Raw genomic sequence first — 23,317 nt, forward strand, 5'->3', positions numbered from 1 at the left:
CGAAAACTCTTATGTGATCTTTCTTGTATCCGGTTCAAGGGCGGATCTTCCAAACAAAAATTTTATAAAAAATAATATTTCATAAAATAAAAAACGCCCCTCATGCAAAAAGAAATTCTCTCTGCACAAAGGGCGAAATCCATCTCTTTCGAAATTCCGCGGTACCACCTTGATTTGTCACTCTTCTCTCCTTAACGCGGACTAGACGGGAAATCTTACAGATGCTTTTCTTTTCTCATCGTCCTCTTGGCGATCCATCATCGATCGTCTCAATGACTTTGAGAAATCTTGAAAAATCTCTCTCAGATTTCCGGCTCCGAAGCTACCTTCCTGCGCGCTCTCCTGGATCATCTTTCAGCCGATGGATCATCCTCTCTGGCGGATGCATACGCCCTACTCCTCTTCTTCACTGCCTTTTCATATGGTACTTATGATAGTATTTTCACGCAAATTTGTCAAGAAGCAAATTCGTTACTATTCACGCATTGCGCAAACAGCAACAGATTTTGTCGATGCTTCGCATTCCAAATCAGAAAAATCTTTTATCTTCTCAATCAGGAACGAAAATGTCGATTTTTTCTGCCAAATTTTCCAACAAGCACAAGTCCCGTGACTGCCAGCACAGCTCCAACAAGAGCGAGCACACCTTTCCAGGTAATTGTGGATATTTTCCACTCCTGAACTCCAACCTCGTCTCTCACAGTCAACTCATACTGTTTTGAAAATCGCCCTTCTCTCTCAAGATAATACGTTCCAGCCGAAAGTTCCGTGAACATTCGCCCATTTCCATCCTCACTCCAGGCATCAATCAAATGCTTATCTGCATCATAGAGTGAAAAACGAACGCCAGAACTTCCTCTTTTAAGTATGGCATCTACCGCTCGCACTGTCACACGAAGCATCCGGTTTGTCAGGGAAAGAGTCACCTGCGCATCGCCGTCAATTCTGCCCCACTCATCAACCGTCAGCTCATACTCCATCGGATCTAGATAGTAATCGCCAGGAGCCTTCATCTGCCGAATGCGGTATGTCGTATTCTTTTCAAGATCTGTGAGCACTGCACTTCCGGTTTCATCTGTCTTTACTACCTTCACCATTTTTGCAGAATTTACAGAATTGGAATCCGATGTCGAGCCATTTGAATCGATTACAATCTGAAATTTTGCGCCTTCAATCGTCATCTGAGGATAACGCTCATCCACAAGTTTCAGGTTGATTTTTGTCTTCTCCATCTCAATCTCGTGAACTTCCGGCTTCTGCTCATCTTTCTTTTCCGTTACAATCTCTGGCTTCTTCTCGATTCCGGCATAGTATCTCGGAATCTCTTTCTCGTGAAGACTGTACGTTCCCAAATAAAGCTCTTCACTCTCTCCGTATCCGGTTGCATCGCAGATGATCTCCCCGACACGCTCACCCTTCCGGTAACGAATTGTCCCGTCAAGCGTCTGAATGTCTTCCTCCGCAAGAACTACAAAATGACCTCCACTCACAGACTTTCCGCTCTCACGATCACAAATCTGCACACAGATACGGTCCTTTGACGGTGAAAGGGGAATATCTACAAGATACGGCTCTGTCCAATCAGAAGGAGTCCCGACACGAAATTTCTTATCCTCTGAACGCTCATATCCCTCCGGCGTTGTCTTTTCGTGAAATTTATAATCCCCCTGAAAAATTTTTTCCGGAAGGTAAAAATTTCCTTTGTCTGTTGTCACAAATTCACGATAGGAAACCTTATCCGGATAATAGGCATTCAAAATTTGGCGAGTCCCATCGTCCTTGTACAATTCAAACACTGCGCCCTCTACCGGAATCGTTTTTCCTGTCTCTGCATCAACAATCTGAGCAAGCACTGCGGATTTTCTCTTGTCATCCACGCCATCCATCTCGATCTCCTGGTTTTCTCCGGGCACCGCCTGCGTTGTCATCGTCTTCTTTTCTGTCGCTTCTGCATTCTGTTCTTCTACCTGATCTTCTCCTCCAATCGCCTTACGAACCCGATCCTGTTTTCCATGATCGATCTGATTTTCTTCGTATTTTCGACTTATAATCGTTTCTTTTTTGTGATAATTGGTATAGTCATTCAGAAGATAGAGTCCCAAAAGAGTTGCTAAAAAAATTAAGAGAAAGATTAACGTCTCTGCCGTATTCACCGCTGACTTCCAAAGATTAAATTTCTCTTCGTCTTCTCTTTCCGGCTTTTTCATGCATCATGTCCCACCTTCATCTGCTTTTCAAATCTGTATCCGCCTGTCCTCTCTTTTTCTAAAACACACAGCGGAAATCGGTTACAGTGTACCATCTCTATCTTTTAAAAGCAAGTTTTCTGGAAAAGTTTTCTGGAAAATACAACCGGAATTTTACTCCACATTTCCCGACAAGATTCGGACAGTTGCGACTTTTCTTCCTGCGTGATATAATGAGGTTTCCTATAAAGATTTTTATTTTCAAATTCTTGTTGTCTGTATTATTGGGAATAATTATCATTTTTTGAATTTAGATTTTTGGATTTTCAGAATGATTTGCAAACTTTTTTCATGGAAGATTTGGAGGGAGAACGCATGGAATTACTACAATTAAAATACTTTCTCGCAGCAGCGGAATATCAGCACATCACAAAAGCTGCCGAACATCTTCAGATCGCACAGCCTGCCCTCTCTCAGGCGATTCACCGTCTTGAGAGTGAGCTCGGAGTTCCACTCTTTGAGCGAAAGAACCGCAGTATTGAGCTCAACGACTCTGGAAGATTCTTTCAACAGCGTCTGCTTCCTCTGATCAATGATCTCGACCGCACCATCGAAGAGCTTCAGTGCGGAAAAGAACAGGCGACGCACACGATCCGTCTGCGCCTGCTCTCCGCCTCTGCACTGATCACCAACCGGATCATTGCATTCCGCGCGCTTCGCCCGGATGTCAATTTTCAGCTCTATCAATCCTATCAGACGACCGACCCGCACGCAGAGTCGGACTATGATCTGTGTGTGACTGCAAGACGGTCAGACTTTGCCTCCGCCGATCGCAACCACGCAACCGTCATGCTCGAGGAAGATCTCTATCTCGCAGTTCCGTCTGATTCCCCCTATGGCAAAGAACAGTCAATCCGCCTTGCCGACACGCGCCATGCGGGGTATATCTGTCTGGCAGGCTCCCGCCCGATCCGCCAGATCACAAACAGCTATTTTCTGGAACTCGGCTTTTCCCCGCACATCATCTTCGAGAGCGATACGACCGAGACTGTCCGCAACCTGATTGCCGCAGGTATGGGAATCGGATTCTGGCCACAGTATTCATGGGGTCCGCTCCCTACACAGTGGGAGTCGCAAACGGAAGATTCCCCGGTGCGCCTTCTGCCAATCTCCGACTTAAAATGTCGCAGACAGATCGTGCTGATGCGCTCCGAGCAGGGAAAGAGCAAACCGGTCGTGCAGGAATTCTGTGATTTCCTCGTCAATAATTTGGAGTGGATGTGAGCAGACTCTCCTCCGCAGGTACTAATCTAAATTTAAAGTATTAGGTTATTTGGCTATGGGGCTATTTAGCTATTTAACTGTTTAACTATGGGGCTCCGACGGCGAGTAAAGTCGCGCAAACACGCTCGCGCTCCGAGTTTAGACGTAGCGGTGCATAAGGTCGCAAAATACGCGACCTAAACACCGACGTCTAAAACGGGTTTGCGACGATCTTTCTCGCCCGGAGCCCCGGTACAAACTGTCTGTCATACAAAAAACGCATTTATCATCTTCTTACTTACTATAAAGTACTTTACAAAAAGAGCTCCTGATCTCTGATTTTACCAGACAGATAAGAAGCTCTTTTACATTCTCTATAATCCCTTTTCGTGATAGGCGGAGCCGTGAAGTCTTGAGAGTGCACGCGCCATCGCCGCCTGCGTCATGTAATACTCTCGGATGCTCTGTTTCTGGCGAAGCTGTTCTTTTGCTCGCTCGAGTGCCAGTTTTGCTCTCGCCTCATCGATATCCTCAGGACGCTCTGCCGAGTCCACAACTGCCATCACTCGGTTGTTTGCGACCTGAACAATTCCGATTCCGACAATGACTCTGCGATCCGTCTCCTCGCCCGGAACGCGAAAACGCATCTCGCCTTCCTGCGTCGCAAGAATCATCGCCTCCCGGTGAGGCAGAATTCCGAGTTCTCCGTCGTGAGCCGGAACAACCAATGTCTCACAACTTCCATTGTAAAACACATGGTCGCTGGCAATGATTTTCAACCAAAATGTTGCCATTTTTCTGCTCCTTTACCCCACTCAATCCTTATTCTGCTCCATCGCCTTTGCCTTCTCGACAACCTCATCAATCGTTCCGACATTGAAGAACGCGCCTTCCGGATAAGCATCCATCTCACCATCGATGATTGCCTTGAAACCACGAACAGTTTCCTTGACCGGAACATATTTTCCCGGAACGCCGGTGAAGTTCTCTGCGACATGGAACGGCTGGGAGAGGAATCTCTGAATCTTTCTTGCACGACTGACTGTCAGCTTATCTTCCTCAGAGAGCTCCTCCATACCAAGGATTGCGATGATATCCTGCAACTCCTTATACTTCTGAAGCATCTGCTGTACCTTATTTGCGACCTCGTAATGCTCTTTTCCGACGACATCCTCCTCAAGGATTCTCGAGGTGGACTCAAGCGGATCGACTGCCGGATAAATACCCTGCTCCACGATCTTTCTTGAAAGAACCGTTGTTGCATCCAGATGAGCAAACGTCGTCGCCGGTGCCGGGTCTGTCAGATCATCTGCCGGCACATAGACTGCCTGAACCGAGGTGACAGAACCGTTCTTTGTCGAAGCGATTCTCTCCTGAAGCTGACCGACATCGGTTGCCAGAGTCGGCTGATAACCAACTGCCGACGGCATTCTTCCAAGCAGGGAGGAAACCTCCGAACCTGCCTGCACGAAACGGAAGATGTTATCGATAAAGAGAAGCACATTCTGATGCTGAACATCACGGAAGTACTCCGCCATCGTCAGTCCCGTCTCAGCGACACGCATACGAGCGCCCGGCGGTTCGTTCATCTGACCGAATACCAGGGCGGTCTTCTCAAGAACACCGGACTGACCCATCTCGGTCCAGAGGTCATTTCCCTCTCTCGAACGCTCTCCAACTCCGGTGAAAATCGAATATCCGCCGTGCTGAGTCGCAATGTTCGTGATTAGCTCCTGAATCAGAACGGTCTTTCCAACTCCGGCACCGCCGAACAGTCCGATTTTTCCGCCCTTTGCATACGGAGCAAGCAGGTCAATGACTTTGATTCCGGTCTCAAGCATCTCGACAACCGGGCTCTGATCCTCAAAGCTCGGCGGATCACGGTGAATGACCCATTTCGTCTCATCCTCAAGGCTCTCGCCTCCGTCGATCGGCTCACCGAGCACATTGAAAAGACGACCAAGCGTCTTCTCACCGACCGGAACAGAAATGCCAGATCCGGTCGCCTCAACTTCCATATCCTTGCACAGACCCTCGCTGGATGCCAGCATGATACAGCGGGCAACATCTCCGCCGATCAGCTGAGCGACTTCCATCACGCATCGTCTGCCATTATTATTCACAACCAGGGCATCCTGAATGTGTGGAAGTTTGCCGTCCTCAAACTCCACATCCACAACAGGTCCCATGACCTGAATGATCTTTCCCTTGTTCATATCTGTCTCCTTTGTTGCCATTCACACCTTACATACACATTGTGCAAACAGAAACTCTTCTTTTGCCTTAGCGTCGTTACTGTTCACGCATTGCGCAAACAGCAACGGATTTTGCCGATGCTTCGCATCCTAAATCGGCAAAATCTGCTACCATCACTGTATCATACGGCATTTTCAGTTCAGAAAATGCCTACCCGTGTACAGTAACTTAACGTCTCTTCTTCCGCTGTGCCTTCGCACCGCCGACAACCTCCGTGATCTCCTGCGTGATCGCCGCCTGACGCACACGATTGTAGGCAATCGACAAATCTGCGAGCAATTTGTTCGCATTGTCGCTTGCGGACTGCATCGCCATCATTCGCGCATTCTGCTCACTGCAAAACGACTCCACAAGTGCACCGAAAATGAATCCTGTCACATAGTTCGGAACGACATGATCCAAAACTGCCGAGGGACTCGGAATCATCTGAATCTCCTCGTGGTAGGTGTCCGCCGGGATTGTCGCAGAATCGAACTCCTCGCGCGTCAGCGGAAGAAGCTGTTCCATCTGTGCTTCCATCTTCATGCTGTTGATCATCTGCGTGTAGAGAATCTCAACCTCATCAAGGCGATGTTCCATATAATCCTCGATGATCGCGGAGGAAATGAGTCTCGCACGGTTCATCGTCGGGTTCTGCACGGTGTAGTGAAACTGTTCTTCCACCGGAATCTGGCGGGAGGCAAAATACTGCCGTCCGAGTTCTCCAACCACATAGAGGCGGTGATTCGGATGTTCGTTCATCCACTGTTCTGCCATCTTTAAAACATTGTGGTTGTAAGCGCCCGCCATTCCCTTATCTCCGGTGATCACAATCAGTCCGCAGATTCGATCCCCATTCGTCTTTTCCGAACGCGGATCAAAGTACGGATGGTGAAGTTCCGGAAGGTGGCGCAGAATTCTGTGAATCAGACTCTGGAGCGTGTAGAAATACGGCTCCGTGTCCGCAAGCAGTTTCTTGCTCTTGGTCAGCTTTGTGGAAGAAATCAGATACATGGCATTTGTGATTTTCCTCGTATCCTGAACACTCTTTATTCGTTCTTGGATTTCTCTCGCGTTTGCCATACTGCCTCCTTAAACTGCTTTGCAAGTTCCACAATCCGTCCGGAAAGCTCATCGCTGAGAACCTTCGTCTCCTCGAGCTCTTTTCCGATCTCCGGGTGTTTCTCGTCAAACCAGGTAAGCATCTGCATCTGGAATTCTTTAATATCTGCGACATCCACACTCAGCATCACCCGATGCGTCGCCGTGCAGAGCGTGATGACCTGTTCATGCATCGCAAGCGGTCTTCCAAGAGGCTGTTTGAGCAGTTCCATCAGTCGCTTTCCATATGCAAGCTGTTCCTTCGTCGCATCATCCAGATCGGAACTGAACTGGGTAAATACTTCCATCTCGCGGTACTGTGCCAGATCGATACGGATGCTTCCGCTCGCCTTCTTCATTGCCTTCGTCTGAGCCGCTCCGCCGACACGGGAAACCGAAAGTCCAACATTGACTGCCGGACGCTGACCGGAGAAGAACAGAGAGCTCTCAAGGAAGATCTGACCATCTGTGATCGAGATCACGTTTGTCGGGATGTATGCGGAAACATCGCCTGCCTGCGTCTCAATGATTGGCAGTGCGGTGATGGATCCTCCGCCGAGCGCATCGTTCAAACGGCTTGAACGCTCGAGCAGACGGGAATGCAGGTAAAAGACATCGCCCGGATATGCCTCACGTCCCGGAGAACGCTCAAGAAGCAGAGACAGTGCACGGTAAGCAACTGCATGCTTGGACAGATCATCGTAGACGATCAGGACATCCTTGCCCTGACGCATGAAGAACTCCGCCATCGCAGTTCCTGCATACGGGGCAATGTACTGCATCGGTGCCGGATCGCTCGCCGTCGAAGCCATGACAATCGTGTAATCCATCGCGTCATTTTTCTTCAGCGTATTGACGAGTTTTGCAACCGTCGAAGCCTTCTGTCCGATTGCGACATAGATACAGATCACATCTTTTCCCTTCTGGTTCAGAATCGTGTCCATCGCAATCGAGGTTTTTCCTGTCTGACGATCTCCGATGATCAACTCACGCTGTCCGCGTCCGATCGGGAACATCGAATCGATCGCGAGGATTCCTGTCTCCATCGGAACTCCGACAGACTTTCTGTCCACGATTCCCGGGGCTTCCTCCTCAACCGGAAGATAAGCTTCCTCCTTTGCCGGTCCCATACCGTCAATCGGCTCGCCGAGCGCATTCACAACACGACCGAGAAATTCTTTTCCGATCGGGACACCGGCACGTTTCTTTGTCCGCGTTACCTTTGTTCCTTCAACGATCTCCGTATCTTTTCCAAAGAGGATACAGCCGATCTCATTTTTGCGGATATCCTGAACCATTCCGCGGACTCCGTTTTCAAATATGACAATCTCTCCATACATGGCGTGATCAATGCCGTAGACGATCGCAATGCCGTCTCCGACCCAGATGACGGAGCCGGTCTCCGAAACCAGCCCTGCATGCTCGTCGTAATCTTCAATCTCACCTTTGATGATGGAGATGATTTCCTGAGAACTGATTGTACTCATATCACCAAAACTCCTATCCTGCCACAGCCTGACTCAGTTTCTTTAACTTGCCGAGAAGACTGTAATCGTATTCGACATCTCCGGTCTTCAGGACGAATCCGCCCATCAGCTCCGGGTGAGAAGTCAGACTCAGTTTGACTTCCCGTTTTCCATAAGTATCTTTCAAAAACTTCCGGATTCCCTCGATCTGTGCCTCATCCGGTGCGGTCACATACCAAAGTTCTGCTGTGATCACCCCGTCTGCAACTCTTGCACACTCCTCACAGACTTTCACAATATCCGGGAACTCCCCGATTGCACTGGCATCACAGGCTTTTTTCAGAAATTTGATCATCACACTGGAAAATTCCGGCGTTCTCCAAATCTCCTCTATAATGGCATGTTTCTTTTCTCTCCGATAAACCGGACTTTGAAGCACCCGCACAAGCTCCGGATTTTTCTCCAAAATCTCGCCGGTCTTTTTTACCATTTCCTGCGGAACTTCAAGCTCATAGAGCACGGTTCCGTATAATCTTGCCTCTTCAGTCATGATTCTCACCTGATTGACTCAAAAATGCATCGTAACAGTTTCGATCGTTCTGCGGACCACTCTGCTCTGCAAGTAATTTTGCCGTCGCTACCATTGCCAGATCCGCAACGGAAGCCCGCAGATCGGATAAGGCTTTTTCCCGCTCCAGCGCAATCGTTCTGTCCGCCTCTTCCATCTTCTTTGTGGCATCGGTCTTCGCCTGCGCAAGAATCCGGTTGTACTCCTCGGTTCCTCTCGCCTTTGCCGTTTCCACAATCTTGTCTGCTTCCGCGTCGGCATTCTGAATCGAAGCCTCGTACTCACGCTTCATCTGCTCAGCTTCCTGCTTTGATCTTGTAGCATCATCGAGATCTCTCTCAACCATCTGCTTTCGCTCTTCCAGGATCGCCCGCATCGGCTTTACAAGGAAATGTCTCATGAAGAAGTAAAGGACTAACAGGTTGATGACTGTAAAGGCAATGTTCCAGAAATTAATGTTTAACATTGCGTTCGCCTTTCTTGTTCTAATTTCTTGCTCTAAAAATCGTTTTCTCGCTTTTATTACTCTTTTATTACTTTAAGAACAGAATGATCAGAAGACCGATTACGAAGCCGTAAATAGCGGTTGCCTCTGCCAGAGCACATCCAAGAAGAAGTGCCTTTGTGATCTTTCCATCTGCCTCAGGCTGTCTTGCAATGGCATCTACTGCCTTGGAAGTTGCCATTCCAATTCCAAGTCCTGCTCCAATTCCTGTGATAACTGCAACTGCTGCACCGATTGCGATTAATCCTGTCATGATTCTACTCTCCTTTGTTCTTATGTGCTCTCAAACGAGTACATATTCTTATGTTGTGTTTCTTTTTTGACGTCATCGTAATTAACGCTTTCGCTTACTCGATGGCCTCTTTTATATATAATGATGTGAGGAATACAAAGACATAAGCCTGAATCACTCCATCAAATATATCAAAATAAAAGCTGAACGGCAGTGGTGCCACAAGTGGTACCAGGTATTTGATCAGCGCCATGACTACCACGGCACCGAGCACATTTCCAAACAGTCGCATGCAAAGCGACAACGGCCGGATAAACAGCTCAAGTACATTGATCGGAGCGATGATCGGGATCGGCTCTGCAAAACTCTTAATCCATCCCTTCACTCCCTTTTTCCGGATTCCTGCGACCTCCACAAGAATGATACTCATCACGGCAAGCGAGATCGTCACATTCAAATCTTTTGTCGGGGATTTGAATCCCAGAAGTCCGATCATATTGGCAATTCCTATGTAGAGAACCACGGTGATCAAATACGGAATATAATCCGTTCCCTCTTCTCCAAGAAGCTCCTCGAAAAAATTCCAGATGAAAGTGAATCCACTTTCAAGCACCGCCTGCTTCGTTCCGATCTTTCTGACCTTCAATCCGTGAACGAGAATCAGCGTTGCAACCATCATGATTCCCATAATGATCCACGTCACTGCCACCGACTCAAGGACATCGATTCCGCCAAAAATCGGAATGGTAAATGCTACCTGACAGTTCAGTTCTTCCATCAGGGAATCAACAAGTCCATCCATATCCGCTTCCCCCTTTCCTCCTTATGTATTTCAAACATTTATCAAATCTGAGAGCCGACTGTCATCAAGTCTCGTTCGGAAGAAATTCTGTCATTCCTCTGGTGTCTCTTCTTTTCTTCCGAGCTCTTAATTTCCATCGGCTCTGCTTATTATAATCATTCAATTTTATAATTTCAAATATGGAATTGTTATGAATTCATAACATTCGTGTTATTAACTTAAAAATGGCTGAAATATATTTCATTATTTTTCCCCTTTTTTGGAACCTTTTTTTCTCCTCTCTCTCCAAAATTTATGCTTTCTTTACAAAAAAAAAAGAAATCGACCGGAATCGATTCCTTTTTTTAATGAAATTTTAGGAAAATTAACCAAAGCGGATTTTTACCCCTTCTCCTGTCGTAATTTTCACTTAGATTAGAATATTCTGAAAATAGTAGTTTTATCTCTGCAAGTTTGTGTCATTAGACTTCATAATCCGCAGAATCTCTGCCTCATTCACGACATTGAAGTCGTGCTGAATCATCAACTTCATGACGCTTCCTGCAATCGCAAAGTCAATCATCTTCTGAGGCGCAAATCCTCTCACAAGACCATGAAGCAGAGCTCCGGCAAACGCATCCCCGGCTCCGACCGCCTCAAGACTGTGCACCGTGTGAACCGGTGTCTCATAGAAGGTATCGCCGGTCAGATAGATTCCCATCCAGTCTCCATCCTCCACGGTATGCATATTTCGCAGAACACTTGCAACTGCATGACAGTTCGGATAACGCTCCATGATCTCCTTCATTCCACGCTTATAAGTGTCAATCTGGTCGATTCCATGCGCCATATCACCGTCAAAGGCATGGATTCCAAGTGAGGACTCAAAATCCTCATCATTGGCGATACAGATCGTCACATCTTTCATCAGCTCTCCCATCACCTGCTGAGCTCGCTCACTGCTCCACATCTTTGAGCGGTAATTCAAGTCACAGACAACCTCAATTCCTCGCTCGGTGCAGACTTTCAGAGCATTCTTAACCGCCTGGTGCACAGACTCACTGACTGCCGGAGTCACACCCGAGAAATAGAATACATCCACATCCGCAAGCAGGTTCTCCCAGTCAAATTCTCTCGCCTCTGCCATAGAAAACGCACTGTACTCTCGATCATAGACCACATTTGTCGGACGAATATCACTGCCCTTCTCAAAATAATAGATACCAAGTCGTTTTCCGCCCCTCACAACACGGGAGGTATCGACTCCAAAACGGCGCAGTTCCCCGAGAGCCGCCATTCCCACCGGATTGTCCGGCAGTTTCGTCACAAAATGTACCGGATCTTCAAACATCGCAAGCGACGCCGACACATTCGCCTCCGCACCGCCGTAGCTCGCCTCAAACCCATCCGCCTGCACAATCCGCAGATGTTCCGGAGTCTTTAAACGGAGCATAATCTCTCCAAATGTGAGTACTTTCTTTTTCTTTTCCATTTTTCTCATTCCTTCCGAACGCATTCAATACCTGTTCGATTCGTATTTTCAGTTATTGTTCACGCTTTGCGCAAACACTAACCGATTTTGCCGATGCTTCGCATTCCAAATCGGCAAAATCTGCTACCACTACTGTATTTTGGCATTTTCAGTTCAGAAAATGCCTACCCGTGAACAGTAACATTTTCCGCATCCATTATAGCATGAATTCATATTTTTTTCTACGAAGCATAATATGGTTATCTCCCAGATCGATTTTTAATAGTTGGAAAAATGATAGAGACTAAAAATAAATTACACATATAAAGCAAAATGGATGTGTAATGCTTGAAGATAATGTAGCAAAGGCTCCGGCAGTGGGAAAGTCGATGCAAACCCGTGTGAGACGTCGGTGTTTAGGTCGCGTCTTTTGCGACCTTATGCACCGCTACGTCGAACCCGGAGCGAGAGCGCGTTTGCATGACTTATCCAGCTGTCGGAGCCGTACCAAGCATCAAAAGCCAGAGCTATTTTGTCTAAAATTATAAAACTATATCATAATATTACTACTGTACAAAATCCCTTTAAACAAACTTCTATAAAAACCTGGACTATAACCGTTTCCGCCGCAGAAGCTCACTGACCGCCATCATACACACCGCACTTCCATGCTGGTTATCCCGCATCTGCACTTCACTCACATAGTACTCCGGCTTTCCAGTCCGGTCTTTGCGATTATGCGGATCAGGTCCCGCTCCAAGTCCGGCACTCGCACAGATTCCATAAAGATGCAGACCATCATCCTCTCTCTTTAAATAGGAAGTCCGAATCCCTTCCAGAATCCGCTCTCCTTCCGCCCCAAGATCTGCACGGAGAATTCCAAGTCTTGCTCCTTTCATCAGCGCATAGGCAACCATCGCACTTCCAGAAGTCTCCAAATAGTTTCCCTCAAGTTCCGCGTGGTCAACACTCTGATAGAACATTCCTGTCTTCTGATCCTGATAGAGAAGAATTCCCTCAACTGCACGCTCAAGAAGTTCTCTCAGCTCTTCTGCGCGCCCAGTACGCCCCTTCGCAAGCTCATAGACATCGCAGAGTGCCATCAGATACCATCCCTCCGCGCGAAGCCAGACTCCCGGGCTTCTTCCAGTTTCCGGATCTGCCCAGTCCGCCTTTTTGCTCACATCACAGCCGTGTACATAGAGCTTCTTCTCTTCATCCCAGAGCAGACGGTGCGCACTCTCAAACTGGTCAATGATGTCATCCCAGCGATCATCCCCGTTCTCCGCAATCGTCTTTGCATAAAACGGCATCGCCATGTAGAGTCCATCGAGCCAGACCTGATTTGGATAAATGTCCTTATGCCAGAAATTGCCCGTCTCTGTTCTCGGATAATGCTTCAGAAACTCATAGGCGCGCTCCACTGCAACCGCATACTTCGAGTCCGGATCGCCTGTGAGATCCCGCAAAATTCTGAGCGATTTTCCAAAACTGATCTTGTCGATGTTGTTCTCGCCTTCTTTCCAGTTGGCAACCGTTCCATCTTCCGCCATCAGCCAGTGTGCCTGATTTACAAGAAATGCATCCCACTCCGGATTTCCCGTCGCCTCTGCAAGATCATGTGCTCCAATCACACACAGATCATCCTTGTAATTCCACACTTTCTCGCTCAAAAATTTCGGAAATTCCCGCCCCAGATACTGCCTGAAATACTCCAGCCACATTTCCTCCATGTCGTTGCCTTCTCCCTTCTGCACTTCTACTTCCATTTACGCACTCACACACTTACTCACTTCTACTTCCACTTACGCACTTACACACTCACTCTTACTCACTTACACTTATTACCTGCACTCCGCACCTCTGAATTTACTCGGTACTCGGCATTTATATTCCGGCAAAATCAGCCACACGATTCAAAATCACTGCGGTCTCCCGCTCCGTGACCGGCTCAAGCGGGCGGAAACATCCAGCTTTGTCAAGCTCCATAAATCCAAAATACAGAGCTCTCGCAACGTTTGTTCCGTAATTATTGTCAACGCTTGCGACATCCTCGCAAACCGGCATCGTGCTTGATGCATTCCGGTAATTGACTCCACATGCCTGCATCGCGACAGTCGCCATCTCCTGTCGGCTGACCGTACCATTCGGCTTGAGACTTCCGTCTTTCTCCATCTTTAAAAATCCCTGGCGAAGTGCCGTCTCAAGGCAGGAGGAAGCCTCAGCTTTCGCAACTTCTTCCGTTGATTCCGTTGATTTCGATGATTCCGATGATTTCGTTGATTCCGTTGATTCTGTCGATTTCGATGATTCCGATGAGTGCTCTGCAAGCTCCAGCTCCTTCTCATCCTCCGCTTCCATTAACGGAATCATCATCTTTGCAAGCTTTTCTCTTGTGACCGGTCGCGCAGAGAGTGGCTGAATCTTCTCAAGCATGCCTCTGCACCACAGCCGTCTGCTCACATCAGCATCTGATTTCGCACTTGCATGATCAGACGCCCCCTCTTCTGCCTCTACATCTGCACCCATTTCTAAACTTGCACCTGTATCCGCGAAATCTCTCGCCTCACCGGCCCCCGGAAGCACTCGGTAGACAATACTTTCTTCTATATTATTCTGGCTGTCCGCCACCGACACCTGAACCTCACAGGCATCCGCCGGAATCTCTGCCTCCTGACTGCCCTCAAGTGCCTTCCAGATTCCATCTGCTCCACAATACTTCCATGTGAACTTGCACTCGCCAACTCCATCGCAGAGTTCCGCCTCCGCATGACACAGCTCGCCTGCCCGCGGAACATCCGTGATTCTGACACTGATCGGACGCGGAAAATGACTTCCGTTGATCACAACATTCTCAACAACCGGATCGCTCCAGTTCATACAGCGAATCTTCTTCTTCGCCCCGTCAATCACAATGTTCTTGAGCACAAGCCCAGTGATCGGCACCTCATCAAAGGCCTCGAGGAAAATTCCGTAATCTCCACCGTGCGCCGTGATATTCTCGATTCGGATATTCCGAAAGACCGGCAGATACTCGCCATTTCTTCCATCCTCATAGAGCATCGTTCCGTGAACCGCTGCCCCGTGCACATGATCCATCACACTGTCCGCAAGAATGATCTCCTCAACCATTCCCCCGCGTTTCGCATTCGTTTTAAGACGAAGCGCATACGTCAGATTCGGACTGCTGAAACGATTGTTCATCGCAAGCACATGGCGGATTCCTCCACTCATCTCACTTCCGAGAGCAACTCCGCCGTGACCATCCGCAAACTCATTGTTCTCGATCAGAACGTACTCGCACGCCTTATTCGCAATTCGTCCGTCCCGATCTCTACCGGATTTTAAGCTGATGCAATCGTCTCCGGTGTCAAACCGACAGTTCTTGATATGTACGCCACTGCAACTCTCCGGATCACAGCCATCGTTGTTTGCCCCGTGGCTCGACATTGTGACTCCATCAACAGTCAAACTCTCACACATGACCGGATTGAGTTGCCACATCGGGCTGTTCTTTAACGTAAATCCCTGAAGCAGAACGCGCTTACAGCGGATCGGCTGTACAAAGTTCGGGCGCAGGAAATGACCGTCGCCAAATACTCGCTCCTCAATCGGAGTGCCGTTCTCGTTCATCACACGCAGAGCCTTTCGATCCTCCAACTGCATATCTCTGCGATTGCTCGACCATGCATCCTCGACCTGGTGATGCCAGTTCCACCAGTGCTCCCGATCTGCCCCTCCGTCGAGAATTCCGCATCCCGTAACGGCAATATCGTGAGCGTCACATGCATAGATCAAGGAACTAAAATTGTAGCATGGTGTTGCCTCCCAATGCGAAAACACCAGCGGATAGTGAAGAGAAACCTCCTCATTCACAAATTTCAGTACAGTGTCTGCACTCTCTAAATGAAGTTCCACTCCACTTTTCAAATGCAAAGCCCCTGTCCGGTAAGACCCCGACGGAATTACAATCCGTCCACCGCCACACTCACTGACTGTATCAATGGCTTTTTGCAGAAATACAGTCTGAATTTTTTCTGAGTTCGGAACTACGCCGAACTCCTGCACCGAATAACTTCTGTCCGCAATGACCGGCAATTCCATACGGCTCAGAATTTCCTCTCTCAGCTGTAATTTTTCCATGGAATGTCTCCTTCTCTTTCTTATTTATTTCTGGTTATGAACGTCATTCAAATCATTTGAATCATCCTGTTAAGATAAGACTCCAGATTTTCCCCATGCCACTGGTGTCCACCCTCACAGATTTCATGAATCAAACGCTCCTCTGCCCCATACCACCGATAAGCGCTTCGCACAATCTCCACCTGTTCCCGCACGTTTTCAAGTCCGCGCGGTCCATTCAGGCGATCATCTCTGCAAGACTGAATCCAGAGCGGACGAGGCGCAATCAGAGATGCGATATCCCCCATATCGAAATACTCCCAGAGATGTGGAACATAGTTGCACGAACAGTTGCGATTCAGGGACAGAAGCGAATCCCGGTATCCATAGAGATATCCGCTGATCACAGCAAGATCGATCCGATCATCGAGAGCCGAAAGCCAGAGCGTCTGCATCCCACCGCCGGAAAATCCAAGACAACCAATGTGATCCGTATCCCAGTCTCCGCGCGCGCTCAAATAATCGATCGCCCGCATCAGATCCCAGGTCAACATTCCGGCAACCGGAATTCCGAGCGGTTCTCCCATATGCGCAAGCCAGTAACAATCTCCGCGCAGGGCAAGCTCCGGATTTCTCGTATCTGCCAGCTCCTCTCTTCGCTCACCAAATCCCCGGCAGTCCGGACAGACTGCGACAAATCCGAGTTTTGCCAACTGCATCCCGTAATCGTAGTGATACTGTTCAATCTTTTGATTCACCAAATTGTACTCTGAGACACCCGAAACGCTGTATTTTCCGCCCCCATTATGACCAGGAGGGCATAAAAAGAGCCGGGTGCTGGCGTCCGCATCTGCAGGAATCAGCAGATACATGGACATCCACACATCCGGCTCAACCTGAATCCGTACATGTTCTCTCCGTATTCCATCCGGCAATGTTTTTTGTTCTTCCATAACCGGATCTAAGGAAGATTTCTCCATCTTATCCAGACCGAAGAGCTTATAAAGAAGCTCTCTGGTCTGAATCTTCCATGTCTCAAATTCCTCTCTGCCACTTCCCTGAAAATAGGCTTTTCTGGCATAACGGTCAAACTTTCTGAGCATGGACGGAAGAGTCGCATAACAGGCATCAATCAGAGGAAAATCCTTCCGATCAATGTTTTCAGTCATCGTTTACCTCGTTCTGAGCACCTGCCACTGCCATCTTTTTCTTATTCTTCAGATGATCAGACAGGAACGGCCAAACTACGCAGAATACAGAAACAATCAGCAAAACTGCGGAAATCGGTCTGGTGAAGAATGGTGCATAGCTTCCATGTGCATAGCTGATTCCCTGACGGAAGTAACGCTCCAGCTTGCTTGAAAGGATGAACGCAAGTACAAGTGGGGAGGTCGGAAGACCGGATACGCTCATGAAGATTGCAAGGAAGCAGAGTGCCAGCATCACATAGATGTTGAACATCGTATTGGAGATTCCGTAACCGCCGATGTAGCAGATTACAAGAATTACCGTGTAAAGGTAGTGATACGGAACTTTCAGGATGTACGGGAACCAACGCTTTGTCAGGATCTGAATCAGGTAGGTGATGATTGCAGCTACCATAACGCAGGCGAAGATCAGCATTGCCAGATCCGGCTGTTCGGTCATGAACAGAGGACCTGCCTGAAGACCGTGAATCGTCAGACCTGCAATCAGCATTGCGGTGATTCCATCTCCCGGAATTCCGAGTGCCATCATCGGGATCAGTGCACCACCGAGGGAAGCATTGTTTGCTGTCTCAGAAGCCCACACACCTGCCGGATTCCCTTTTCCGAAGCTGTCCGGATCTTTGCTGATGCTCTTTGCATATCCGTAAGCAACCATGTTGGAGATACCAGATCCCATTCCCGGAAGGAAACCGATCCAGAGTCCGGAAGCGAAAGCAAAGGCGATCGTCTTGATGTTCTCAATGATATCCTTAAAGCTAACACCGAGACCCTTCATGTTTCCGACATTTGCGTCCGGCATCTTTGCCTCACCGCGGGCAGAGTCACGGATAATCTGGCACATTGCAAACATACCAAGCATCTGTGCAACCGTGCTGATTCCACCGGAGAGGTAGGTGTTTCCAAATGTAAAACGGGTAGCTCCGTTGATCGGGTCCATACCGATGCATCCCATCAGCAGTCCGATTCCGGCAGCCATGATTCCCTTAAAGATATTTCCCTTTGACAGAGATGCAACCAGAGTGATTGCACAGAAGCACAGGGAGAAGTACTCCCACGGTCCAAGATGAAGCGCGAACTCTGCGATCACCGGGGAAAGTACCGTAGCGAGTGCAACAGAACCAACGGTTCCGATAAAGGAAGCGGTCATACCGATTCCAAGTGCCTTTCCTGCCTGACCATTCTTCGTCATCGGGAAGCCGTCAAAACAGGTTGCAATTGCGGAAGATGATCCCGGAATACCGATCAGAACCGCAGAGATGAAGGTTCCGGAAACACCTCCGATCCAGATTGCAAGAAGCAGTACAAATGAAGTTTCCGTGGAAAGTCCGAATGTCACCGGAAGCAGTAACGCAATACCGAGGGTTGCGGACAGTCCCGGAATCGCACCGAAGACGATTCCAAGTGCAACCATCGCGATGATCAGCACCAGATGAAGTGGCTGAAGACAGATCATCAACGCATTTATGTATTCTGCCATGATTGTTCCTCCTCAATAAATTTCTCAGATATCAGATAAATAAAATAAATCAATCTAAATAAAGTAAATCAATCAAATGAAAAAGTAAAACAAATAAAACAAATCAAATAAAGCAAACGAGTCAAAAGCAAACTCTTAGGAGAAAAGAATTCCTGCCGGGAGTTTTACCTGGAATCCGAACACAAACATTGCATACAGACCGGCGGTCACCAGAATGGCAATGAGAATGGACGGAAGCAGTTTTACTTCACTGTTGCCCTTCAGATCATAGATAAATACAACCGTTGCAAACGGGGTTGTGATCAGAAATCCTAACCAGGTCATCGCAATCGCGTAGATTACAAGGTAAGCAAAACTTCTGCTGATCTTTAACACGCCACCCTTTGGGAAATACGGTTTTTCCTCAATCGCGCTCTCCTTCACACCCTTGATAATCAGCGCAATGGAACTCATCGCAATCAGAACAAGTGCCACATACGGCAACAGTCTCGGTCCCGGTTCAAGCAGTTTTGCCGGCTGTTTTACAGACTGTGTCATAAAGAAGAAAAATGCACAGCCGATCAGTCCCACAATTCCGGTCACGGTATCTCTCCGCATCTTCATAATCCGATAATCTCCTCTCTTTTAAAATGTCCCGGGAGGTTTTGGGCTTCCCAGGACATTCGTCGTACATCCTTATGTCGTAACTGTTCTGTACAGTTACCCTTCTTAAAATTTTAAAACTTCCAGATAGATCTTTACTCCTGAACAAACATATCCAGATCTTTTGCGATCTCAACGAACTGAGCGTACTCGTCGTCACGAATCTTCTTAGACTCCTCAAGATCATGCCATCCCGGGATGTTACCGATTCCTGCGATGCCATCGTTTACAGTCTGATCTTCTACAACTGCCTTCATTGCCTCGTTCATGTTCTTAACCATCGTCTCGTCCATGCCAGCCGGTCCTAACAGATAGTGGTAAACAGACAGCGTGCAATCCTCAAAACCCTGCTCCTGAAGAGTCTTGTAGTTGTCCGGCAGTTCTTCCGGATACTCAGAGATCGTCACACCGTCAGAAGCTACGGTACCGATAACTTTGAGCTTTCCAGCTTTCTCATACTCCTGTGCGTTACCGACATTGACAACACCGATATCGATGAAACCACCTGCTAAGTTGGTCAGACGATCGGACTCAGATGCACACTCTACGGAGTTTAACTCAATTCCAGTCTTCTCAGTCAGCATACCGAAGAGGAAGGTGTTTGCTCCTGCTGCCGGCATACCTGCGTTTAACTCACCCGGATGAGCCTTTGCGTACTCAACGAAACCTGCGAAATCATCATACGGAGCATTTGCCGGTACTGCCAGGGTGGAGAAACCGTTATCCTGAAGGCAGGCAATCAGGGTGAAGTCCTTGATCGGGTTTGCCTCAGAGTTTCCGGTGATGTACTGGATGTTCAGTGCGGAGGTTGCTACGGTCAGAGTCGTTCCATCCGGCTTTGCGGAAGCTACGGTCTGATGACCAACGGTGTTGCTGTCGTAGTTGGTTACGGTTGTCTTTAAACCGTACAGACGGTTAAGTCCCTCGCTGTAATAACGGATTCCTAAGTCAGAACCACCACCTGCTTTACCCGGAACAACAAGAGTGATTGTCTCATTCTTCGGGAAACCGATGTCGCCTGCGTCTGCAACTGCACTTCCCTCTGCGCTTGCGCCTGCGGTCGTGGTATCCGTAGCCGGTGCATCTGCCTTGTCAGACTTGCTACAAGCAGTTGTTGCTACCATTGCAACTGCCATAACACCTGCCATTAAGATATGACTCCATTTTTTCTTCATAACATTCTCTCTCCTTATCTTGCTTTTGTCTTACCCCAAAATTCACTTTGTTTAATGAAACATTTTTGACACATTTTCTTATCCATCAAGCTTTTATCCTGATTTTTTATTGATTTTTCAGGTTTTCTTGTCTCTCTGTGTCCTTACAATGAGATTATATTACAATTACGGAGATTTTACAAAACCCAATTTTTTATAGTTCTCATATCATTTTAGTTATATATAGTCATTTCTTAAAATAACTATAAAAACATAACTTAGAAGGGGATATCTCCCACCTTCATAGGCAGGTGACATCCCCTTTCCTATTTTTCCCCTCAAAATTCTGACCAAAATCACCGCACAGTCTCTGACTTTACAATCGTCTTGATGACTTCATCCATATTTAACGGTTTTGTGATATGAGCGTTCATCCCTGACTTAACACTGTGCTCAATATCCTCCTGAAATGCGTTGGCAGACATCGCTATGATCGGAATCCTCTTTGCATCCTCCCGATCCAGACTTCGAATCTGTCTTGTCGTCTCCCAGCCTCCCATAACCGGCATCATGATATCCATCAGAATCACATCAAAATATCCCTCCTCTGATCCCAAAAAGAGTTCAAGTGCCTCCTTTCCATTCCAGGCTTTTGTAACCAGAGCACCCTTCTCCTCCAAAAGATACTCCGCCACCTGCATATTGAGTTCATTATCCTCCACCAGAAGAATGTGGCGACCGCCAATCTCATAAAGGAAGGAAGTGTCCTCGTTTTTCTTCTCCTCTCCCTGTTCTGAGCGATCGATCTCAAACGAAAGATGAACAGTAAATGTGGTTCCCTCCCCCAGCTTGCTCTCCATCTCAATCGTGCCATTCTGGAGTTCCACCAGTTCTTTCGCAATCGACATTCCAAGACCGGTACCTGTATAAGTTGTTCTTGACGATACTTTTTCCTGTGTAAACGGCTCAAAAATATGCTTCTGAAACTCCTCACTCATTCCAATTCCAGTATCCCGACAGATAAACTCAAACTCTGCACGGTCTTCTGTGCTCGACACTTCCCGGGTACTGACAAAGATCTGTCCATTTTCCCGATTATACTTCACCGCATTGCTCGCAAAGTTCATCAACAGCCTCTGCAAATGAAGGGGGCTTCCAATCAATCTCCTATGTACGATCTGATGTTTATCTACATGGTAGGTGATTCCACATTCTCTGCACTGCATTTGAATAATCTCATTGAGTTTTTCTAAAAGCTCCGGCAGACAGAACGATCGATGATCCAGTTTCACTTCTCCGGATTCCAGTTTGCTCATATCCAGAATATCATTGACAAGCTCCATCAGATATCCGCTTGCCGTCTTTACTTTTGAAAAGCACTCCCTCTGCAACTTCTGATCGTCCGGATTATGCTCTGCAATCTCTATGATTCCGCGAATTCCATTGATCGGCGTCCGGATATCGTGACTCATCCGTCTGAGGAAATTCGTCTTTGCATCACCGGTAATCTTGAGCTGTCTCTGGTATTCCTTTTCTTTTTTCATCTCCTCGGTCACATCGGAAATCAAATACAGAACTGAATTCATCTTTCCGGACTGATCCGTGTGCTGAGAAACAATTTTGACCGAAATCCAGTTCCCGGACTGATTCTCATAAGTAAACGAGATGAAATTTTTCCCTCTCAGGCGTTCCTCCACCGTATGAATCTCTGTAAATTTCAGATACTCCTCCCTGTATGTATCCCGCACATAGGATTTTGAAATTCTTTCAAAAATTTTGTCAGCCCTCGACGAATACGGTGCAAACTTCACTCTGATCTTCTCCGGAATTTTGATCCACTCCGATTCTCCGTTTTTCAGATTCACCAGAAGCGTCGCTAAATACACCTTGTTCTCCGCCTCAATGATGTCATAGGATTTCTTTAACTCATCAAAATTCTTTTTTTGCAGATACCACGAGATTCTGGCAATGACCACACAGAGGACAAAATAAAGTATAATGATCGCAAGCTGAATCATATAGTATGGGCGATAGATCTCATTGACAGAAAGCATCAGATGAATCGTGTAATCCTGATAATTTGCCTCGCGAACATACCACTGTTTGCCGTTATACTTGATTCGTCTCAAATTTTCTCTGACCAAAATCCCCTTTTCCGAGATTTTTTCCAGTTTTTTAACCGCCTCTTCCTGCTCCTCATTTTTATTTGTCGCAAGAATCCGGTCTCCTTTGCTGATGATGAGGAAAGCATCCTGATCAATCATTGTCCCCTCAAAAATATTTTCGAGCGTGATATCATTTACCCCATCTTTGACCGTATCCTGCAACACATAAGCCAAAATCACGCCCGCCTCATCCTTGCGGGCAACTACGGCAACATCATAGGTCTCTTCTCCCCTGTCTACACGCGTCATATACACTTTCTTGGGACATTCGATGATTTCTTTTACGCTGTCACTCTGCAAAAGATCTTTCCATTTGAAAAAAGTATCTCCGTCCGTCGTCGTCTGTAAAACCGTGTTCAAATTCTCATCGAGCACGAGAATCCCCTTTAGTCTCTGTTCTCTCGCATACTGATTCAGGCGCTCCGATTTTGCCGAATCACGTTCTATCGAATCATTTTTTACCGAATCACTCTTTGCCGGATCACTCTGCTCATTCTGCTCTAAATTGTTCGCAAATTCCACCGTTTTATCAAGCAGTCGCACAAGGCTCTTTGTCCGGTCGTTTGCCCGATAATTGTCATAGGTCTCGAGTTTTTCTTTTGCATACTGGATGCTCTGATCGCCAAGCGTCTCTGCATAATTCAGTCCCATCCCGACCATCGTCTTATGACCGCCAATCAAAATTGCAAAAAACAGAAGTACCAGAATGATCATTTCTTTTTTTCTTCTGAAAATTCTGGA

Annotated in this window: 18 protein-coding genes; 1 reads left to right on the plus strand and 17 read right to left on the minus strand. The window is 47.4% G+C overall.

The genetic code is table 11. The features are described from left to right. Positions 1-554: 554 nt before the first annotated feature. On the minus strand, positions 555-2,207 hold the full coding sequence (locus ACR0QT_RS01455; RefSeq protein ID WP_432629131.1) for an MSCRAMM family protein: 1,653 nt from the start codon (positions 2,205-2,207) through the stop codon (positions 555-557). Positions 2,208-2,561: 354 nt separating this feature from the next. Here ACR0QT_RS01455 and ACR0QT_RS01460 point away from each other — a divergent pair, with 354 nt between their 5' ends. Then, positions 2,562-3,470, plus strand: a complete 909-nt coding sequence (locus ACR0QT_RS01460; RefSeq protein WP_432629132.1) for a LysR family transcriptional regulator — start codon at positions 2,562-2,564, stop codon at positions 3,468-3,470. Positions 3,471-3,823: 353 nt separating this feature from the next. Here ACR0QT_RS01460 and atpC read toward each other — a convergent pair whose 3' ends face one another. The 16 genes from atpC to ACR0QT_RS01540 all read right to left on the minus strand — a co-directional run bounded on the left by atpC (position 3,824) and on the right by ACR0QT_RS01540 (position 23,290). Beyond that, entirely contained in the window at positions 3,824-4,243 is a 420-nt protein-coding gene (gene atpC / locus ACR0QT_RS01465) for an ATP synthase F1 subunit epsilon (protein WP_177977761.1), read from the minus strand. 21 nt (positions 4,244-4,264) lie between these two features. Further along, on the minus strand, positions 4,265-5,665 hold the full coding sequence (atpD, locus tag ACR0QT_RS01470; RefSeq protein ID WP_432629133.1) for a F0F1 ATP synthase subunit beta: 1,401 nt from the start codon (positions 5,663-5,665) through the stop codon (positions 4,265-4,267). Between the two features lie 208 nt (positions 5,666-5,873). Beyond that, complete coding sequence (gene atpG / locus ACR0QT_RS01475; protein WP_432629134.1) at positions 5,874-6,767, minus strand: ATP synthase F1 subunit gamma; 894 nt, start codon at positions 6,765-6,767, stop codon at positions 5,874-5,876. Next, positions 6,734-8,272 (minus strand): F0F1 ATP synthase subunit alpha, encoded by a 1,539-nt coding sequence (gene atpA / locus ACR0QT_RS01480; protein ID WP_432629135.1) that lies wholly within the window; start codon positions 8,270-8,272, stop codon positions 6,734-6,736. The genes atpG and atpA overlap by 34 nt, the downstream gene beginning before the upstream one ends. Positions 8,273-8,285: 13 nt before the next feature. Further along, the gene (gene atpH, locus ACR0QT_RS01485) at positions 8,286-8,801 is read right to left on the minus strand and encodes an ATP synthase F1 subunit delta (RefSeq protein ID WP_432629136.1); all 516 of its coding nucleotides are present in this window, start codon (positions 8,799-8,801) and stop codon (positions 8,286-8,288) included. Then, positions 8,794-9,285: a F0F1 ATP synthase subunit B gene (gene atpF / locus ACR0QT_RS01490; protein WP_432629137.1), complete on the minus strand. Its 492-nt coding sequence runs from the start codon at positions 9,283-9,285 to the stop codon at positions 8,794-8,796. Before atpF ends, atpH begins: the two co-directional genes overlap by 8 nt. 67 nt (positions 9,286-9,352) lie before the next feature. Then, positions 9,353-9,577, minus strand: a complete 225-nt coding sequence (gene atpE / locus ACR0QT_RS01495) for an ATP synthase F0 subunit C (protein ID WP_177977767.1) — start codon at positions 9,575-9,577, stop codon at positions 9,353-9,355. Positions 9,578-9,671: 94 nt separating this feature from the next. Next, positions 9,672-10,358, minus strand: coding sequence for a F0F1 ATP synthase subunit A (locus ACR0QT_RS01500; RefSeq protein WP_432629138.1), 687 nt, complete (start codon positions 10,356-10,358; stop codon positions 9,672-9,674). Between the two features lie 439 nt (positions 10,359-10,797). Further along, a complete protein-coding gene (locus tag ACR0QT_RS01505) occupies positions 10,798-11,829 on the minus strand; it encodes a PfkB family carbohydrate kinase (RefSeq protein ID WP_432629139.1) in 1,032 nt (343 codons plus the stop codon). A gap of 590 nt (positions 11,830-12,419) precedes the next feature. Continuing rightward, positions 12,420-13,577 carry a glycoside hydrolase family 88/105 protein gene (locus tag ACR0QT_RS01510; protein WP_432629140.1) on the minus strand — a complete coding sequence of 386 codons (1,158 nt, stop codon included), beginning with the start codon at positions 13,575-13,577 and terminating at the stop codon, positions 12,420-12,422. A 118-nt stretch (positions 13,578-13,695) separates the two neighbouring features. After that, entirely contained in the window at positions 13,696-15,951 is a 2,256-nt protein-coding gene (locus ACR0QT_RS01515) for a glycoside hydrolase family 28 protein (protein WP_432629141.1), read from the minus strand. 47 nt (positions 15,952-15,998) lie between these two features. Next, on the minus strand, positions 15,999-17,099 hold the full coding sequence (locus ACR0QT_RS01520; protein ID WP_432629142.1) for a dienelactone hydrolase family protein: 1,101 nt from the start codon (positions 17,097-17,099) through the stop codon (positions 15,999-16,001). Next, complete coding sequence (locus ACR0QT_RS01525; RefSeq protein WP_432629143.1) at positions 17,092-18,615, minus strand: tripartite tricarboxylate transporter permease; 1,524 nt, start codon at positions 18,613-18,615, stop codon at positions 17,092-17,094. The genes ACR0QT_RS01520 and ACR0QT_RS01525 overlap by 8 nt, the downstream gene beginning before the upstream one ends. Before the next feature lie 135 nt (positions 18,616-18,750). Continuing rightward, positions 18,751-19,218, minus strand: a complete 468-nt coding sequence (locus ACR0QT_RS01530) for a tripartite tricarboxylate transporter TctB family protein (protein WP_432629144.1) — start codon at positions 19,216-19,218, stop codon at positions 18,751-18,753. Between the two features lie 134 nt (positions 19,219-19,352). After that, entirely contained in the window at positions 19,353-20,432 is a 1,080-nt protein-coding gene (locus ACR0QT_RS01535) for a tripartite tricarboxylate transporter substrate binding protein (RefSeq protein WP_432629145.1), read from the minus strand. A gap of 335 nt (positions 20,433-20,767) precedes the next feature. Further along, on the minus strand, positions 20,768-23,290 hold the full coding sequence (locus ACR0QT_RS01540; protein WP_432629146.1) for a hybrid sensor histidine kinase/response regulator: 2,523 nt from the start codon (positions 23,288-23,290) through the stop codon (positions 20,768-20,770). Positions 23,291-23,317: the final 27 nt, after the last annotated feature.

It is taken from the genome of Brotaphodocola sp., from assembly GCF_050873365.1.
Classification (GTDB): Bacteria; Bacillota; Clostridia; order Lachnospirales; family Lachnospiraceae; genus Brotaphodocola.

Excerpts from the sequence above, each read along its gene's own strand:
- ACR0QT_RS01455 (WP_432629131.1), bottom strand. The coding sequence starts at position 2,207 with ATGAAAAAGCCGGAAAGAGAAGACGAAGAGAAATTTAATCTTTGGAAG.
- ACR0QT_RS01460 (WP_432629132.1), top strand. The coding sequence starts at position 2,562 with ATGGAATTACTACAATTAAAATACTTTCTCGCAGCAGCGGAATATCAG.
- atpC (WP_177977761.1), bottom strand. The coding sequence starts at position 4,243 with ATGGCAACATTTTGGTTGAAAATCATTGCCAGCGACCATGTGTTTTAC.
- atpD (WP_432629133.1), bottom strand. The coding sequence starts at position 5,665 with ATGAACAAGGGAAAGATCATTCAGGTCATGGGACCTGTTGTGGATGTG.
- atpG (WP_432629134.1), bottom strand. The coding sequence starts at position 6,767 with ATGGCAAACGCGAGAGAAATCCAAGAACGAATAAAGAGTGTTCAGGAT.
- atpA (WP_432629135.1), bottom strand. The coding sequence starts at position 8,272 with ATGAGTACAATCAGTTCTCAGGAAATCATCTCCATCATCAAAGGTGAG.
- atpH (WP_432629136.1), bottom strand. The coding sequence starts at position 8,801 with ATGACTGAAGAGGCAAGATTATACGGAACCGTGCTCTATGAGCTTGAA.
- atpF (WP_432629137.1), bottom strand. The coding sequence starts at position 9,285 with ATGTTAAACATTAATTTCTGGAACATTGCCTTTACAGTCATCAACCTG.
- atpE (WP_177977767.1), bottom strand. The coding sequence starts at position 9,577 with ATGACAGGATTAATCGCAATCGGTGCAGCAGTTGCAGTTATCACAGGA.
- ACR0QT_RS01500 (WP_432629138.1), bottom strand. The coding sequence starts at position 10,358 with ATGGATGGACTTGTTGATTCCCTGATGGAAGAACTGAACTGTCAGGTA.
- ACR0QT_RS01505 (WP_432629139.1), bottom strand. The coding sequence starts at position 11,829 with ATGGAAAAGAAAAAGAAAGTACTCACATTTGGAGAGATTATGCTCCGT.
- ACR0QT_RS01510 (WP_432629140.1), bottom strand. The coding sequence starts at position 13,577 with ATGGAAGTAGAAGTGCAGAAGGGAGAAGGCAACGACATGGAGGAAATG.
- ACR0QT_RS01515 (WP_432629141.1), bottom strand. The coding sequence starts at position 15,951 with ATGGAAAAATTACAGCTGAGAGAGGAAATTCTGAGCCGTATGGAATTG.
- ACR0QT_RS01520 (WP_432629142.1), bottom strand. The coding sequence starts at position 17,099 with ATGACTGAAAACATTGATCGGAAGGATTTTCCTCTGATTGATGCCTGT.
- ACR0QT_RS01525 (WP_432629143.1), bottom strand. The coding sequence starts at position 18,615 with ATGGCAGAATACATAAATGCGTTGATGATCTGTCTTCAGCCACTTCAT.
- ACR0QT_RS01530 (WP_432629144.1), bottom strand. The coding sequence starts at position 19,218 with ATGAAGATGCGGAGAGATACCGTGACCGGAATTGTGGGACTGATCGGC.
- ACR0QT_RS01535 (WP_432629145.1), bottom strand. The coding sequence starts at position 20,432 with ATGAAGAAAAAATGGAGTCATATCTTAATGGCAGGTGTTATGGCAGTT.
- ACR0QT_RS01540 (WP_432629146.1), bottom strand. The coding sequence starts at position 23,290 with ATGATCATTCTGGTACTTCTGTTTTTTGCAATTTTGATTGGCGGTCAT.